This window comes from Microcoleus sp. B3-D2 (genome assembly GCF_036705345.1).
Lineage (GTDB): Bacteria > Cyanobacteriota > Cyanobacteriia > Cyanobacteriales > Microcoleaceae > Microcoleus.
Window position 1 is genome coordinate 14,282 of the sequence record NZ_JAUBUG010000083.1, and the last position, 15,786, is coordinate 30,067.

Here is a 15,786-nt window from a genome sequence, read left to right on the forward strand (position 1 = left end):
TAAAAAACCCGGTTTCTGAACCTTAATGCGTAAGTCCTATAGATATTTAGGACTATTCTGCAATCATTTTAACATACTGTTTTAACACAGGTGGAATCGTGAAAACTATTTCAGATTCACAGGTCAATTTTTCGATAATTCCCCGTCTGCCTAAAGATTGAATTGCTTTACATAATTCGCTTTGTGATCCTTGACATTTTGCCATCCATTGGGTAAATGAAACAGGCTCAATTTCATTACTAAGTTGCGAAATCACCTGTTTTTCTATTTCCGACAACCGCTGATAGTGCTGCTGCAATATCGGTGTCAATTCGTCACCTAAAAATACTGGTTGATAGCTTAAATATTGAGAGACTCTACCGCCAAATAAGTTGTTAATGGTTTGAGCGACTAATTTTAACCATAGGGGATTACCTTGATAAAGGTTAATCAATTCTGGCCATTTTTCTTCCTCCAATAAACCTTTTTCTCTAAGCAGTTCGGTTGCCGCTGGACCTAAACCAGTTAACTGTAATAAACATACTGCTGAATTATCGTCGGTGAATGTGATGATGTCTGAGGGAGGTTCCCAACTATTGAGGATTAAGCAGCTATGGTGGGGAATTTCACCGATGAGTTTAAATAGGGTTCCGTAGTTTTCATATCCGGGTTTATAATGTCCTGCAAGTTGCCCGCTGCTGAGAATTTGCTGCACGTCATCTAGGATAATGAGACAGCGATTGTCGCGCAATGTTTCTATGAGGATTGACAATTGAGCATCGCTGTTGGTGGGAAGGTTAATTTCTGGTTGATTTGAGAGAAATTGAATGAGGGTTTTGAGAGTTGTTTCTAGGGGCGGGGAGGTGCGGAGACTGCGCCAGATGATGCGATCGAATTGAGTTTGAATTTGGGGGATGAGGTGACGGGCGATCGCACTTTTGCCGGTGCCTGCCATGCCTGTGATGGTGAGGAGGCGGCAGTTTTGCTCTAGAATCCAGGTTTCGAGGGCGGTGAGGGGTGAGTTGGGGTAGTTGTAGAAGGTTTTGATCTCCGGTGCATCTCTTAAATCGAGTCGCGGTTTCTGTTGGGTGTTGTCTTCATTTGAGGTTTGTGTAGGGGGTGAGTGTTGTGGAGCTTTTGGAGGGTGTGAGGTTTCTGTGCAAACGTTGATGTTACCTTTGTTTTGTACAAAATTAAAATCACCAAAATTTGAAACTTTAGAAAATTCATACCTCTCCATTGTGGAGCGCAAATTTGATTTCATTACATCTTCATCTAATATTTCTGAAAGAGTTTGCCATAACTTTGAGGCAATATTTCTGACATGGCGTTCAGTACAATGAACCTCTTTAGAAATTTCGGAGTATCTTTTACCTTGCCACGTTCCCCGTACTACTGCCTGTTGCAGATCGTCCAATCGTTTGCCGGTCTTAGCGAACACCAAGCCATCGGCCAACCTTAAGAGTTCTTGAACATCCATTTATTGGGTAAATGTAGGAGGTTTTATCTATTGTATCAGACTTTTTCTGACGTTTTATGGCTAAGAAGGACAAAATATGACTTTTAACGGCTAGCTAATTTTATTAACTCCTGGCAAATTGTGACATTCTCCTACTTTCCAATACATAAAAATTAAATTAAAATTTAATCACGGGCTTTAAAACAATCTTAGGCAACCTAAAAGATTTTAACAATGTAAATCTGACTGGCGCAACTATGCCAGATAGCACCGTCCATCCCTAACGGTTAAAAAAAGTTGCTCAAAATGTGGCTGCATCCGCTACTCCAGCGGTTAAAGAAGTTGCTCGCAATGTTGCTGGATCTGTGAGCAATGTCTAGGGGCTTTTCGCCTCGTGAAATGTTCGTAAATATTTTCTAAGTTACCATAGGAAAGAAATCATGTCTAGTGCATTATCCCTACCGCAAGCTAATTTAAAAATGGCTCTCTGGCAAGTCGATGCTGATGCAATGAGTAGCAGCGACTTGTATGTGTGGTTAAATGATATCGGCTTGCCGCATGAAGTCTCGATCCGGCTGCATGAACTGGCCACATACACGAAAAAAGCTGCTAACAAAGTTTTACTTATCGGCAAAATTCTCCTCATTAAAATCATAGAATTTGTCAAAGCGCATCCCCATTTAGCGATAGGGGTTGCTGTTGGTGTCGCTGTAAGAATTTTGGCAAGTTCGATACCATTTGTCGGCCCGTTATTAGAACCTTTGGCAACAGCGCTGGGTATCCCAATTGGTGCAATAGCCGGCCACCGACTCGATCGAGGCAAAGAGGTGTCTGATGGAATTATTGGAATTGTTCAAGAGATTATTGAGATTGCCAAAGATTTTTTTCAATTACTGGTAGACGTTTTCAATACAATTTTCCGCAACGTCATCACTGCTTAACTGCCAAAATTAGCAAAAAAATTGAGGTCTAATATGTCGGCAAATAAAACGCCAACCAAAGAGCAAATTCTGAAGTCAATAGAGCAACTGAAAAAAAATCCACATGATAAATTAGGGATTTTAGCAGATATTGGCATTGGTGTGGTGGGGGCTGCCGGTGCTGGTGCGGCGGTGGCAGCTTTCGGTGGTGTACCAGTTCTATTTGGGTTGTGGGTCGTTGCACCTCCCGTAGGATTAGTTGTTGGCGGTGCAGCTTTAGGTGCTGCTGCTCTTGTAGGGGTAAAACGAATATTTGATGGCAATTTTGACCAGGGAAAACAAGCAGAAATACTTAAAAACTTAGAAGAACAGCTAAAAGATATTGAAGCCAAAGAAACAGCCTATAACCTGAAAGACAGCGATAAAACTAAATTTATTGTTTCCTTGAAAGAACCCGTCAGGCTCGATTTAATTAGCCCGAAAGACGCTCAGGATTTAATTAGGGCCGTAGAAAGCGGTCAAATTGCAATCAAAGAGGCGATTAAAATGGTTGAGGATGTGGTAAAAGCTGCTAAACCATAACTGCCTTCTGACTGCGTAACCTGGGAATGCTAAGTTGTAAGTCAGCGCTCGCCCTTACTTAAGCTAAGTGCGAGCGCCCCCTAATTTTCGGGAAAATAACGCTCCAAAAACTCCCTAGCCGTAACAATAGGAATCCCCTCATATTCCTGCAAAACTAACAAATCCAGATCGCCCGTAACAATTGCATCAGCCTCCGCAGCGATCGCAGTTCCTAAAATCATATTGTCATTAGCATCTCGCAACTCAGGCAAGTTGACAGTGGAAATCGGATAAATCTCCACTAACTCTCGTGTTCCGCTCATTAAACCATTAACGGTAAAACTCAAAGACTGTAATCTCGCCTGGAGTTTTTGTTTCTTCAAAGTATTCTCTAATTCTGCTAGTATTGGTTCAGAAGCACAAATTATGAGTTTACGAGTTCGAGCTAATCTGAATAAACGAGCTGGGATACCTCCCCACAGCCAGCCTGACACAAAGATATTAGTATCCACTACAATTTTCATTTGTGCGACTCTATTTCAGAACGTTTCTCCCCACGCACTTCCCGCACAAGTTCGCAAATTTCTTCCATTGTTAACTCATCAGGATCTGGACTCGTTGCTTCTATTCGCCGTTCCCATTCCTCCCAGTCGAAACCGGCTACCTTCTGAAAAACAATACTATGTCCTGTAACTGTAACTGCATATCGATCCCCAGGCTTCAGTTGAGCCTCAATCTCAGCGGGAATTTCTAACTTACCGTCGGGGTTGACAGGAACAGTAATATTTGATTTCAGAATGTATTCTCGCAGGTGTTCAACAACTCTATCTTGCAGAGTTTCCGGCAGAGATTCCATCATCTCGACCAAAGTAGCGATCGCCCTTGATGACATTGCTTTATCCTCCTAGTAAATCAAGTTTTTATTTAACATATTTGATGAGCTTATTCTCAATTTTAGACCGATCGCCCGCCCAACACCACCAATACCTCCAGACTTGCTACTGTAAAGAGAGTTAGATTTAATCAAAATCAGCGCAAGCAATTATGAGCGGTACTGTTACATCCCCCAACAACCTCAACCAGCAGCGGCCACTCTCCACAGCATCCGCTGACACTTCCAGTTCCCTGCTGGCCGACTTCATCCAAGAAACACTCGCCTTAACCAAGCGCCTGTTTATTCAATTGCAGCGCCGCCCCTCGACGCTAGTTGCAGGCATTATTCAGCCGCTGATGTGGTTGGTTTTGTTCGGAGCTCTGTTTGAAAATGCACCCGCAGGCTTGTTCGGCGAAAGCCAGAATTACGGACAATTTCTCGGCGCTGGTGTAATCGTTTTTACTGCATTTGCCGGGGCGCTGAATGCTGGTTTGCCGATTATGTTCGATCGCGAGTTCGGATTTCTCAACCGCTTGTTAGTCGCGCCGTTGGCTTCCAGATTTTCGATCGTCCTGGCTTCGGCTATTTTTATCGTCACCCTCAGCTTTATCCAAACCGGCACAATCGTTACAGCGGGAGCGTTTTTGGGCGCCGGATTCCCCGGAATTGCCGGACTAGGGGCGATCGCCCTAATTGTCCTACTATTAGTTTTGGGCGTCACCGGCTTGAGTCTGGGTTTAGCTTTCGCTCTTCCGGGCCACGTAGAATTAATTGCGGTAATTTTTGTTACTAACTTGCCGCTGTTATTTGCCAGCACAGCCCTCGCGCCGCTGTCATTTATGCCAGAGTGGCTGCAAGTTGTGGTGACTCTCAATCCTCTGAGTTACGCGATCGAACCCATCCGCTATTTGTACCTGCACAGCGATTGGTCGCTAGCGAGTGTGGTGATGCAAGCTCCTTGGGGTAATGTTACCTTTGGAGGAGCGCTTTTAGTGCTGCTAGCCTTTGATTTGGTGGCGCTGCTGAGCATTCAACCGCTGCTGCGACGCAGGTTTGCTTAGGGCGATCGCGGCCTATCTGCGAGCGATCGTTTAGCCTGCACCGTCAATTGTAGGGACACTCCAAGAGCCCATTGGTGTCAACTTAACGTCAAACCCAGTCACACAATGGTGTTGGACTATTAAGCCTAGATCCCCCCTAGCCAAGGGCGGGCACGGGGGCACCGCCCCTACGAAGGGGGGAACCGGAAATGGATCGAAGTCCCCCTTCTTAAGGGGGATTTAGGGGGCTCTGGACTCAGGTAAAAACGAGATTTATCAAGGCTTTCAGGCTTAAGTTGACACCAGTGGGCATTGCTGTCTCCTTAGCCCGAGCGAAGTAATATAATATTTAGTCGCAAGTCAGAATATTGTTTAGATAGAATTGTTTTTTTGAAGGTTCAACTAATAAATTATGAACACCAAAACTTCCAAATCGGGCAAATTGATGATGGGGATTGCTGCAAGCGCGATCGCATCCTGTGCTCTGTTCTCCCCTCAAGCAACCTTCGCTCAAGCCAGCGGTTTAAATAATGCCCAACCGCTGCAAGACTTTCAAACTCAAGACAATACCGACCCATTTTCCGGCCGCAGCAGCGGCAGCGGAATATTTGATTTAATTCACCGATCCAATTTGGGAGGCGGCCGCAGCATGGAAGAATTTAATAGCGAACAGCGCCAGAATTTAAACGATGCGGCCGCAGAATTTCGCAACAAACAACGCCTACTACTGGAAAAGCAAGCTGTACCTTCACAAGGGGCGGCACCTGCAGAAATTACCGCCCCCGTCCCTTAAATTTACAACTCCTGTTTGCTCATTTCTCAGTCCGCGTGAGCGAAGCCAGCGCTTAGGCGGACTTCGTTTGTCTAGCAGCGATTTCAAGATCCGAATCTTATCTAAAAACCATCCCCCTTAATCCCGTTCCAACCACGCCCGCATTTTACCCGGATTAAGCAAACCGTAAGGATCGACCAACTCTTTAAACTGCAACTGTTCCACATTAATACTTTTCATCCCTCCATCTTCCAATATATAAGTGTGAGGATTAGCAATCATTGCGCCTTGCTCTTCGTGATAGCGAATAATTTCATTGAGCCGTGATTCCGTAGTGTAGCGAACTATTTGCAAAGCTGCGGCGATCGCCCTGCCATTGATCCGCAAAAACTCCAAGTGCATCATCACCTCATCCCCATAATAATTGTACAGTTCCTCAATCAATTTCAAACCTTTATCTGCGGGAAAAAGCGTCTGCAAATAAGTCAGAGACGGGTCAGCGCTGCGAGCGTGCAGAGTTGTATGATTCCAAGTAAATTCAGCAATAGCTGCACCTTTGCTCGCTGCTTGCGCGTTTTTTTGATAGCAAATTGTGCCGCCATATTCGCGCACCAAATCTTGCAGCGGTTCCAGACAAGATTCAGCTACCATTAACAAAGCGCAGTGCTTACCTTCAGGAATCTCCTCGCGGAAAGCAGCAAAATAAGCAGGAATCGGCCAAGCACAAACACAAATTAGTTTTTTGATAATTCCGTCAGCTTCGCCCAAAGCTTGACCGAAGTTTGCCGAGGTCATAAAATCGTCAAAAGCGACGATGATTTCCGCCCAAGGATAAGCAGGGGCGAGGGGAATTTCTAACTCAGTAATAATCCCATTTGTGCCGTAAGCGTGATTGACTTTTTGCACTTCATCACCGCGCAATTGGATGACGCGGGGCTCGTCTTCCATTGTAACGACTCGAACGGCATGAAGATTTCCCCGATCGCGCAATTGCCCGTAAGTTATCGAACCAATTCCCCCGCTACCGCCGCCGATAAATCCCCCAATCGTTGCGGTGCGATAGGTTGAGGGAACCATCCGCAATTCCCAACCAGTTTCTCGCGCTTGTTTGTCGAAAACCGACATTTTCACCCCTGGTTCTACGCAAGCTAAACCCGGTTTTATCCAGCGGATACTGTTCATTTTGCTGGTATCTAAAATGACGCCGCCCTTGAGGGGAATGCACTGCCCGTAATTGCCCGTTCCTGCACCTCTAACAGTTAGCGGAATTTTGGATTTGACGCAGGCTGCTGCAATCCGCAAAACTTCGGCTTCGCTGGCGGGACGCACTACTAAATCTCCTGTTTTATCACTTAAGAGAGGTTGCAAAACTGGACTGAAGTGATAATAGTCTTGAGATAGCTTGACAACTTGCGCGCGATCGCTAATTATTTCAATTCCCGAAAGTTCCGAAGAAAAAGCATCCCAGTCAATACTTTGAATCGCAGTTGCAGTCATTTTTTTTTCTCCATGCTGGCAGTATTATATATTTTATATAAGCGAACTTACTAACATAACATACTAACTGCAATCTTTCTTTAAGTAGTAAGGTGTGCCGAGGCGCACCATACATATAGAAGCTTTGCGTCTAGGACTGCTTTTTTCAATTAACAAATCCCCCAAAGACTGCCATACCGTAGTATTTCCAAGGAACTGCAACAGTCTCAAACCCAGCTTTTGCCAGCATTTCCCAATGTGCCGACAGTGTAGCTAGGCGATCGGGATTAGAATACCCGTAAGAGACACTCGTCCCCACATTTGCGCGAATTTGTGCTAAGGTTTCCCCCTGATTTAGCGCCCAATCTTCTCGCGCCGCTTGATAAATATCTTTCATTGCTGCTGATTCTGCTAAAATAGGATCGGCATTCCAAAAACAGCCGCCAGCATTTAAACTTTCGCGAATGCGTTCAAACAATTTCAACTTCATCTCATCCTCAAGATGATGAATTGCCAGAGATGAAATGCAAGCATTGAATTTATCGCCCAAGCCTGATAAATTTGGATTGTTCGCCCATTCTCCAAAATCCATTTCTATGCCAGTCCACCGGGCTGCGTATCCTGCCGACTCTATTTTGGCGCGGGCAAAATCAAGCATTCGCGGCGAGTAATCGACAGCCACTATTTCCGCTGATGGGTAGCGTTGGAGAACTTTTAAAGTGAGTTCCCCCGTACCGCAGCCGAGTTCTAAAATGCGGTGGTTTGCGTTAGCAATGCAGCCTGCTAATACATCCAACATTTCGTCATATTTAGGTAAAAGTCGCCGAATGCCAGTATCAAAATCAGCAGTATTGACGAAAACTTCTCCCGGCAAAATTTCGTTGCGCGCAGGTGAGGCAGTAGAGTCAGAATTCACGATCGCCAACCATAGACTACAATTGCTATCCTAACCGAGATAAAGCAAAAATTGCGTGAAGTAGGGACAGGGTACTGCGGTGTCCTTACTCGATCATCTGTACTTCACTCAACAGAAAACCCCTATATATTTATCCGTATTTTTACGGATAAGCGAAACACTCGCGGTAAACCATAATTAACCCTCCGTTGCACCCAGAGAGTCTTGGTTTACCCCGGACGCCAGCAAAACAGTCTGAACAAGCAGTGTTATGTTAGTAGTGCATAAATTGAAATAAAGATTAAACCTCAGGCTTGAGGATACCATGCGCCAGTTAATTTCTCGCAGTCGGGCTGCCATCAGCCAATTAATTTATAAGCGCATTCTGCTTGCGGTGACAATTTTATTTTGTGTAGGTGTAGGAGTAGCGATGGCAAATATGTCTCGTCTTTCCTCCACTCTAATCGAATCGCAAGCCCTCCAAAATGCCACCCTCTATGCCCAAGCTGTTAAAGAAGCCCGCACCCTTTACAGTTCCAATGTTGTTAGTCCTCTAAACACCGCTGAAGCAATTAACTTTACCCACGACTACAACCCGACAAAAGTAACAGTTCCCGTACCAGCCAGTTTCTTAATAGAACTAGGCAACAATATCACAAAAAAAAATCCCGAAGTATCACTTCGTCTCTATAGCAACTACCCGTTTCCCTGGCGACAAAAAGAAGGCGGAGCCCGAGACGAGTTTGAACAGCAAGCTATTACCTATTTGACGCAAAATCCGACAGAAAAATTTTTCCGCGTTGATGATGTTCGCGGCAAACCCGCCTTTCGATATGCCGAGGCAGATATTCTAAGTTCTAGCTGCGTGAACTGTCACAATAGTCACCGTGACAGTCCTAAAACTGATTGGAAAGTGGGAGATGTGCGGGGGATATTAGAAATTACTCAACCTCTCGATACCATCACTCAACATACTCAAAGTGAACTTAAAAACCTGTTTTTACTGTTAGTAGGACTTTCCATTTTAGGAGTGACCGGCTTAACTGTATCTATCAGCAGGTTGCGCCAAAATGCTAAACAATTAGAACAGCGCGTCTGGGAACGCACGGCACAATTGCAAGAAACTAATGTAGAATTGGTAAAAGAACAGGAAAAGAGCGATCGCCTGCTGCTCAATATTTTACCCCAATCCATTGCTACCAAGTTAAAAGACGGTCAAAGCAGTATTGCTGACGGCTTCGCAGAAGTCACGATTTTGTTTGCAGATATCGTAGGCTTTACCGTGCTTTCAGCACAAATATCTCCCGAAGAACTGCTCAAGTTTCTAAACGAAATTTTTTCAGCCTTCGATAGCTTAACGGAAAAGTACGGCTTGGAAAAAATCAAAACAATTGGAGATGCTTACATGGTAGTGGGAGGTTTGCCAAATCCCAGCACCAACCACGCCGAAAGCATTGCGGAAATGGCTTTAGATATGCAGGAGGAATTAGCAAAATTTAATGCCAAACATCATGCAGGAATTAACATTCGCATCGGCATCAATACCGGGCCGGCAATTGCGGGGGTTATTGGCACTAAAAAATTTATTTACGACCTCTGGGGCGATGCCGTCAATACAGCAGCCCGCATGGAATCCCACGGAATTGCCGGCGCGATTCAAGTCACACAATCAACTTACGATATCTTGAGAAATAAGTATCTGTTTGAAGACAGAGGAATTATCCACATCAAAGGCAAGGGCGATATGAATACTTATCTGCTTGCAGGCAGGCTAGTCAGCCCAGTTTCGGTTTAATTTGTTTATTATATTATGAAGGGGTCTGCTAGTTAGTCCGGAGTCATCAGTCATTAGTTGTTAGCCGTTAGCCAAGAACTAACAGTTAATGCCTGCTGGCTTTTGACTGCTGACAATTACAGGAATTACACAGGGGATGTGAGAACCCGGTTTCTGCCCGGTTGCTTCGTTGACAAACCAAAAATTTATTACGAGAAACCGGGTTTATTTTCTTATGTCCTACGTTAGCCATTTGCAAAATAGTAAGTTTTATGTTATCGCGGATTTTATCATTCTTGAAGTTTTTCAAATCTCGCTTGTCTAGGCAAATAGCTTTGTGGGTATTTGCTAGCATTCTTGTCATAGAGGGAATTATTTTAGTTCCCTCTTATTTTCGGCGAGAAAATGAACTTTTAAGTCAACTGGAACAGGTATCTCGCGCGACTGTTGATTCCCTAGAGTTTTTGCTTCAACAAGATATTTCCGATCGCACTTTCTTGCAAGAAGAAGTAAAAAATATTATTAAGGATTCTCAAGTAGTGTTAGGACTATCTATTTACCAAGCTAACGGTCAGCTAATATATACACTTGGCGAACCCCCAGAAATCAGTTTAAAGCAACTAAAAAGAGCTCGTATAGTTCACAGTCACAATTTCGATGGCAAGCGCTACGATATTGCTTGGACGGAGCGACATTTTGGAGGCGATTACATCTTAATTGTTCGCCACGATGCTTCCACCGTTCAACCGGAACTCTACGCATTTATCGGGCGGATTGCCGTTCTAGTCATCATTATATCAGCCTTTGTCACTTCTGTGACTATGTTTTTTTTAGGGGTGACAGTAATTTCACCTCTCTTGAGATTGCGCGATGACTTGATCGCTGCCGGAGACGCTTTGAGCAAAGATCGAGAACAACCTGATTTCTACTCTCTGTCTGTCAAGCGTGATGACGAGTTGGGAGAACTCATGGTCGCATTCAATCAAATGTTTCACCGAGTATACAAGGAAATTGCACAGCGGAAACAAGCTGAGGAAGTATTGCGCGCCGAACAAGAAAAGTCGGAACGTTTATTACTAAATATATTACCGGTAATGATTGCCGATCGCCTAAAACAAGGTCAGATAAATATTGCGGACGGATTTGCCGAGGTTACGGTTTTGTTTGCTGATATTGTGGGCTTTACCGAAATATCGTCGCGCACGTCTCCTGAAGAATTAGTAGAATTACTTAACAAAATATTTTCATCTTTCGATCGCTTAAGCGAACAATACGGCTTAGAAAAAATTAAGACTATCGGCGACAATTATATGGTAGCAGGCGGTTTGCCGCTTCCCTGTACAAATCACGCCGAATCTATTGCCGAAATGGCCCTGGAAATGCAGCAAGAAATTATGAAATTCCGCGACGAATGCGGTAAACCTCTCAATATCCGCATTGGCATTAATACTGGGCCTGTTGTAGCAGGTGTCATTGGCACTAAAAAGTTTATTTACGATTTGTGGGGAGATGCTGTGAATACAGCAAGCCGCATGGAATCTCAGGGACTTCCCGGTAAAATTCAAGTTAGCAACTCAACTTATGAGTTGCTGTGCGATAAGTATTTGTTGGAAAAGCGCGGTAAAATTAATGTTAAAGGCAAAGGATCTATGACGACTTATTTGCTCAAAGGCAGAAAAGTGTAACTGACAATTTTAACCATCGCCGGGGAATACGTGATATGGCGGCAGAGGTTGCAGCGCAGCCGCCCTCAACACTAGATTTTTTTTAACGAACCGCGAAGACGCGAAGGACACGAAGGAAGAGAAGAAGAAAGAAGAAGAAAGAAGACAAAATAAAAAGTTCATAAGGGAGTTATTATTGCTATATTAAAATGCAGGTTAATATTAGTGATAGGGGTAAAGATGACGGCGAATCAGGAACATAATTCTTCAATTTCACCGATTTGGCAGCCCTTCACGCAAATGAAAACGGCTGCCCCGCCGCTGAAGGTAATTCGCGGCAAAGGATCGGTGTTGGAATTGGCAGACGGGCGGCAAATTCTCGACTGCATTTCTAGTTGGTGGGTGACTGTTCACGGGCACAGCCATCCGGTTCTCGCTGAGGCTCTTTACGAACAAGCCCAAAAGTTAGAACACGTAATCTTTGCGGGATTTACTCATGAACCGGCCCAGAAACTTGCGAGTAAATTGCTCACTCATACGCCTGCTTCTTTAACGCGGATTTTCTTTTCTGATAACGGCTCGACTGCTGTTGAAGTTGCTCTGAAAATGGCATTTCAATATTGGCGCAATCTCGGAGAAACTAACCGCACTAGCTTTATTAGTTTTGAGGGAGGTTATCACGGCGATACTGTGGGCGCGATGTCTGCTGGCAGAAGTTCGCTGTGGTGGGAATCTTTTGCACATTTAATGTTTGCTGGGGATGTTGTTCCTTTTCCCGCGACTTTTGACGGCGATGAGGAGGTGGAAAGCAAGGAGGCGGCGAGTTTAGAGAAATTGGAGTTTTTTTTAAAGCAGGGCGGCTATGCGGGTATTTTTATCGAACCTTTGGTGCAAGGTGCCGGGGGAATGCGAATGTGCCGCCCTGAGTTTTTGCAGGATCTCGCACAACTTGCCCGCCAGTTTAATGTATTGTTGATTTACGATGAAGTAATGACGGGTTTTGGCCGCACGGGCGAACTGTTTGCCTCTGTTAAATCTGCAACGAAGCCAGATATCCTGTGTTTGTCTAAAGGATTGTCTGGCGGCTGTTTGCCAATTGCTGTCACAATGGCATCGGAGGATATTTATCAAGCTTTCTGGCGAGATGAATCGGACAAAGCTTTTTTTCACGGTCATTCTTACACCGGAAATCCCTTAGCTTGTGCGGTGAGTGTAGCATCCCTGGAGCTTTTGGAGCAAAACCCAAATGTGTATCAAGGGATGGAAAAATTGCACCGCCAATACCTGAATCAATGGCTGAGAAATCATCCTAAACTCGAACGGATTCGGACTTGCGGTACCATCGCAGCCATGGATGTGAAAACCGAAAGCGTTTCGGGGTATTTTAATGACATTGCTCCTGTATTGAAAGCGAGATTTCTCGAAGCGGGGTTTTTGCTCCGCCCCTTGGGAAATACGCTTTACTTGATGCCTCCCTACTGCATTTCTCCTGATGAACTCGAATCAATTTATCGGGTGATTCGTCAGGTTTTGGATACTCTGTAAACCCTTTAATTTTAGTAATGAATTTACCCAATTGGAACGATTTGGCTGACGAGGCGCTGGCGGGCAAATGTCTCTCTCGCGAGCAATCTTTAGCCGTATTGCGCGCACCGGATGAGGTTTTGCTGGAACAACTAAACGCAGCTTATCGGGTGCGCCGCCACTACTGGGGAAACCGAGTCAGGCTGCACTATTTGTTAAATGCTCAAAGTGGCCTTTGTCCTGAAGATTGCCATTATTGTTCTCAGTCAAAAATTTCGACTGCGGAAATTGAGAAATATCCGCTTTTAGCTAAGGAGAAAATTCTGGAGGCCGCCCAACGCGCAGCAGAGTTAAAAGCTGGTACGTTTTGTTTGGTGATTTCGGGCCGCCAACCCAGCGCATCTACTTTCGATCGCGTTGTGGATGCTGTCGAGACTGTGAAGGCAAATTATAACCTGAAAATTTGCGCTTGTTTGGGATTGTTGAGCCAGGAACAAACTCATCGGCTGGCTAAAGCTGGAGTCGATCGCGTAAATCACAATCTCAATACTTCCGAATCATATCACTCGGACATTTGCACGACTCACACTTTTGGCGATCGGGTTGAAACCGTCGAACACGTAAAAGCAGCGGGAATCACAACTTGTTCCGGCGGAATTTTGGGGATGGGCGAATCGGATGATGATGCGATCGATTTAGCGCTTTCGCTTCGCAAGTTGGGCGTTACTAGCGTGCCGGTCAACTTTTTTATTCCGATTCCCGGGACGCCATTTGCAGATGTGAACAGGTTAACTCCCCGCCAATGTTTGCGAATTCTCTGTTTGTTCCGATTTTTGCTTCCCAGTCAAGAAATTCGGATTGCTGGGGGACGGGAGGTGCATTTGCGATCGCTGCAACCTCTCGGACTCTACCCCGCTAATTCTATCTTTGTTGGCGATTATCTGACAACTCCCGGACAAGCTGCCCATCAAGATTGGGACATGATTAGAGATGCGGGATTTGCGATCGAAACCCCCGAAGGTTCTCTCTTAGAAGTTGATTCAGCAGTTACCCAATCGCATCAAAAAACCCTGGTTGTGTAACTCTTATAGCAGTTTTCAATGGGATGAAATAGACTAGGACACGGCCGTGCCGTGTCCCTACCCAATATCTATATTTCACGTTTACGCATGGGGAAGAGAAACCGGGTTTCTGAGGTAGCAAATGCGTCAGCCGTAAGTTCTTAGATTGTAGCCAGAAACCCTTATTCTACCGTTGACATTCTTCAATCTAAAATCTCAAATCTCAAATCTCAAATAATACAAGAGGGGGAAATTGTGGACAAACGCGAAGAAATTACGATCGCAGAATACCAGCTAACTGCCGAATCTTTCCGAGAAGGAACTTGGCATCACGACGTGTCCCAAAATCGATCCGCACTGACGGCTGCTATGCCCCGCAATCCCGGTAAAATTCTCGATATAGGATGCGGGCCGGGACGAGATTTAGTAGCCTTCAAGAGCCAAGGACACACAGTTGTAGGCTTAGATGCAACTCCAGCTTTTGTAGAAATAGCTAAGAAGTTATCGGGATGCGAAGTTTGGCAGCAATCTTTTCTGAATCTCGACTTGCCAAAGGCAGAATTTGACGGTATTTTTGCCAATGCTTCCCTGATTCACGTTCCCAGCGACGAGATGGTGAAAGTGCTGCAAGATTTGCACGAAGCCTTAGTTGTTAGCGGTGCCATTGTCATGTCAATGTGCCGGGGAAATTGGGAGGGATACGACGAGCGGCCGACGGGAAAACGCTATACTGCCGGATGGGAATATCATACTTTAGCGCCTTGTTTAGAACAAGCGGGATTTGCAATTGTCAATCACTACTATCGTCCCCCCGGCTTACCCCGCGAAGCTCAATCTTGGGTAGTAATAGTGGGCAGAAAAATCTAACGTAAATTGGAAATTGGGAATAGGTAATTGCGAATCATTCCCCTCTCTTCCTCTGCGCCCTCTGCGCCCTCTGCGGTTAAATAAAAAAACTCATTCACCAAGTGACAGAGGATTGTTGTATAATCTACATTCAAATAAACCACTTTGTGAACCCCTTAAATCAAAATTGATATGACAGAGAAATCCCACATTTTTTTAGCTGGTGCTAGTCGAGGAGTCGGCTTAGAAATCGCGAAATGTCTGATATCACAAAATATGCAAGTAACTGCACTTTTGCGATCGCCCGCAACCAGCACCGAATTAGAAGCAATGGGCATCAAAGTCGTGACTGGCGATGCTTTGGATGCTGCCGCTATGGAAGTGGCAATGGCTGGCGGTGAGCCAATTCATGCCGTAATCAGCACAATTGGCGGCTTGCCAAAAGATGGAGAAAGAGCCGATTATTTGGGCAACAAAAACTTGATTGATGCGGCTGTCAAAGCAGGCGTGCAAAAATTTATTTTAGTTTCATCGATCGGTAGCGGTAACAGTGCCGCTGCTTTGCAACCGCAAGTTTTGGAAACTTTGGGGCCGGTTTTAATTGAAAAGGAAAAAGCCGAAAATCATTTGATAGAAAGCGGGATGATTTATACAGTGATTCGTCCCGGCGGACTCAAATGGGAACCTGCAACAGGCAACGGTATTTTAACAGAAGATTGTCTAGTTGCTGGAACTATTCACCGGGCGGATGTAGCGCAGCTAGTTTGTCGGTGTTTAGTTTCTGAGGCTGCTAATAATAAAGTTTTGTCGGCGGTAGACAGGCAAATGCTTTACGGCAATCCAGAATTTGAGGTATTAAATCTTTAGATACTGTCTTGACCTGTCAAGGGGTAGCAGTCAAATAATTGGGGTCGAAAGGCTTTTGGGATTTTAAAATCCCA

At 44.9% G+C, this 15,786-nt stretch carries 15 protein-coding genes; 10 read left to right on the plus strand and 5 right to left on the minus strand.

From position 1 onward, the window contains the following. Window positions 1-52 precede the first annotated feature (52 nt). Window positions 53-1,459 (minus strand): NB-ARC domain-containing protein, encoded by a 1,407-nt coding sequence (locus tag QUB14_RS24310; RefSeq protein WP_333220104.1) that lies wholly within the window; start codon window positions 1,457-1,459, stop codon window positions 53-55. A gap of 419 nt (window positions 1,460-1,878) precedes the next feature. Here QUB14_RS24310 and QUB14_RS24315 point away from each other — a divergent pair, with 419 nt between their 5' ends. Then, entirely contained in the window at window positions 1,879-2,379 is a 501-nt protein-coding gene (locus tag QUB14_RS24315; protein ID WP_333104902.1) for a hypothetical protein, read from the plus strand. Window positions 2,380-2,412: 33 nt separating this feature from the next. Beyond that, window positions 2,413-2,940: a hypothetical protein gene (locus QUB14_RS24320; RefSeq protein WP_333220102.1), complete on the plus strand. Its 528-nt coding sequence runs from the start codon at window positions 2,413-2,415 to the stop codon at window positions 2,938-2,940. 80 nt (window positions 2,941-3,020) lie between these two features. Here QUB14_RS24320 and QUB14_RS24325 read toward each other — a convergent pair whose 3' ends face one another. Both QUB14_RS24325 and QUB14_RS24330 read right to left on the minus strand, forming a co-directional pair. After that, the gene (locus QUB14_RS24325) at window positions 3,021-3,443 is read right to left on the minus strand and encodes a putative toxin-antitoxin system toxin component, PIN family (protein ID WP_333220099.1); all 423 of its coding nucleotides are present in this window, start codon (window positions 3,441-3,443) and stop codon (window positions 3,021-3,023) included. Next, entirely contained in the window at window positions 3,440-3,811 is a 372-nt protein-coding gene (locus QUB14_RS24330; protein WP_333220097.1) for a hypothetical protein, read from the minus strand. Before QUB14_RS24330 ends, QUB14_RS24325 begins: the two co-directional genes overlap by 4 nt. 152 nt (window positions 3,812-3,963) lie before the next feature. On the opposite strand from QUB14_RS24330, the gene QUB14_RS24335 reads away from it, so the two are divergent. Both QUB14_RS24335 and QUB14_RS24340 read left to right on the plus strand, forming a co-directional pair. Continuing rightward, window positions 3,964-4,854 carry an ABC transporter permease gene (locus tag QUB14_RS24335; RefSeq protein WP_333220095.1) on the plus strand — a complete coding sequence of 297 codons (891 nt, stop codon included), beginning with the start codon at window positions 3,964-3,966 and terminating at the stop codon, window positions 4,852-4,854. Between the two features lie 391 nt (window positions 4,855-5,245). Beyond that, entirely contained in the window at window positions 5,246-5,626 is a 381-nt protein-coding gene (locus tag QUB14_RS24340) for a hypothetical protein (protein WP_333220092.1), read from the plus strand. 117 nt (window positions 5,627-5,743) lie between these two features. On the opposite strand, the gene QUB14_RS24345 is transcribed toward QUB14_RS24340, so the two are convergent. Further along, window positions 5,744-7,102 carry an FAD-binding oxidoreductase gene (locus QUB14_RS24345; RefSeq protein WP_333220090.1) on the minus strand — a complete coding sequence of 453 codons (1,359 nt, stop codon included), beginning with the start codon at window positions 7,100-7,102 and terminating at the stop codon, window positions 5,744-5,746. A 145-nt stretch (window positions 7,103-7,247) separates the two neighbouring features. Next, entirely contained in the window at window positions 7,248-7,997 is a 750-nt protein-coding gene (locus tag QUB14_RS24350; RefSeq protein WP_333220088.1) for a class I SAM-dependent methyltransferase, read from the minus strand. A 304-nt stretch (window positions 7,998-8,301) separates the two neighbouring features. Between QUB14_RS24350 and QUB14_RS24355 the strand changes: the two genes are divergently transcribed. The 6 genes from QUB14_RS24355 (at window position 8,302) to QUB14_RS24380 (ending at window position 15,712) form a co-directional block, all read left to right on the plus strand. Further along, window positions 8,302-9,771 carry an adenylate/guanylate cyclase domain-containing protein gene (locus QUB14_RS24355; protein WP_333220086.1) on the plus strand — a complete coding sequence of 490 codons (1,470 nt, stop codon included), beginning with the start codon at window positions 8,302-8,304 and terminating at the stop codon, window positions 9,769-9,771. 251 nt (window positions 9,772-10,022) lie between these two features. Then, complete coding sequence (locus QUB14_RS24360) at window positions 10,023-11,435, plus strand: adenylate/guanylate cyclase domain-containing protein (protein WP_333220085.1); 1,413 nt, start codon at window positions 10,023-10,025, stop codon at window positions 11,433-11,435. 219 nt (window positions 11,436-11,654) lie between these two features. After that, the gene (bioA, locus tag QUB14_RS24365) at window positions 11,655-12,959 is read left to right on the plus strand and encodes an adenosylmethionine--8-amino-7-oxononanoate transaminase (protein ID WP_333220083.1); all 1,305 of its coding nucleotides are present in this window, start codon (window positions 11,655-11,657) and stop codon (window positions 12,957-12,959) included. A 17-nt stretch (window positions 12,960-12,976) separates the two neighbouring features. Continuing rightward, window positions 12,977-14,020 carry a biotin synthase BioB gene (gene bioB, locus QUB14_RS24370; protein ID WP_333220081.1) on the plus strand — a complete coding sequence of 348 codons (1,044 nt, stop codon included), beginning with the start codon at window positions 12,977-12,979 and terminating at the stop codon, window positions 14,018-14,020. 234 nt (window positions 14,021-14,254) lie between these two features. Further along, a complete protein-coding gene (locus tag QUB14_RS24375; protein WP_333220079.1) occupies window positions 14,255-14,866 on the plus strand; it encodes a methyltransferase domain-containing protein in 612 nt (203 codons plus the stop codon). 171 nt (window positions 14,867-15,037) lie between these two features. After that, a complete protein-coding gene (locus QUB14_RS24380; protein WP_333220077.1) occupies window positions 15,038-15,712 on the plus strand; it encodes an SDR family oxidoreductase in 675 nt (224 codons plus the stop codon). Window positions 15,713-15,786 lie beyond the last annotated feature (74 nt).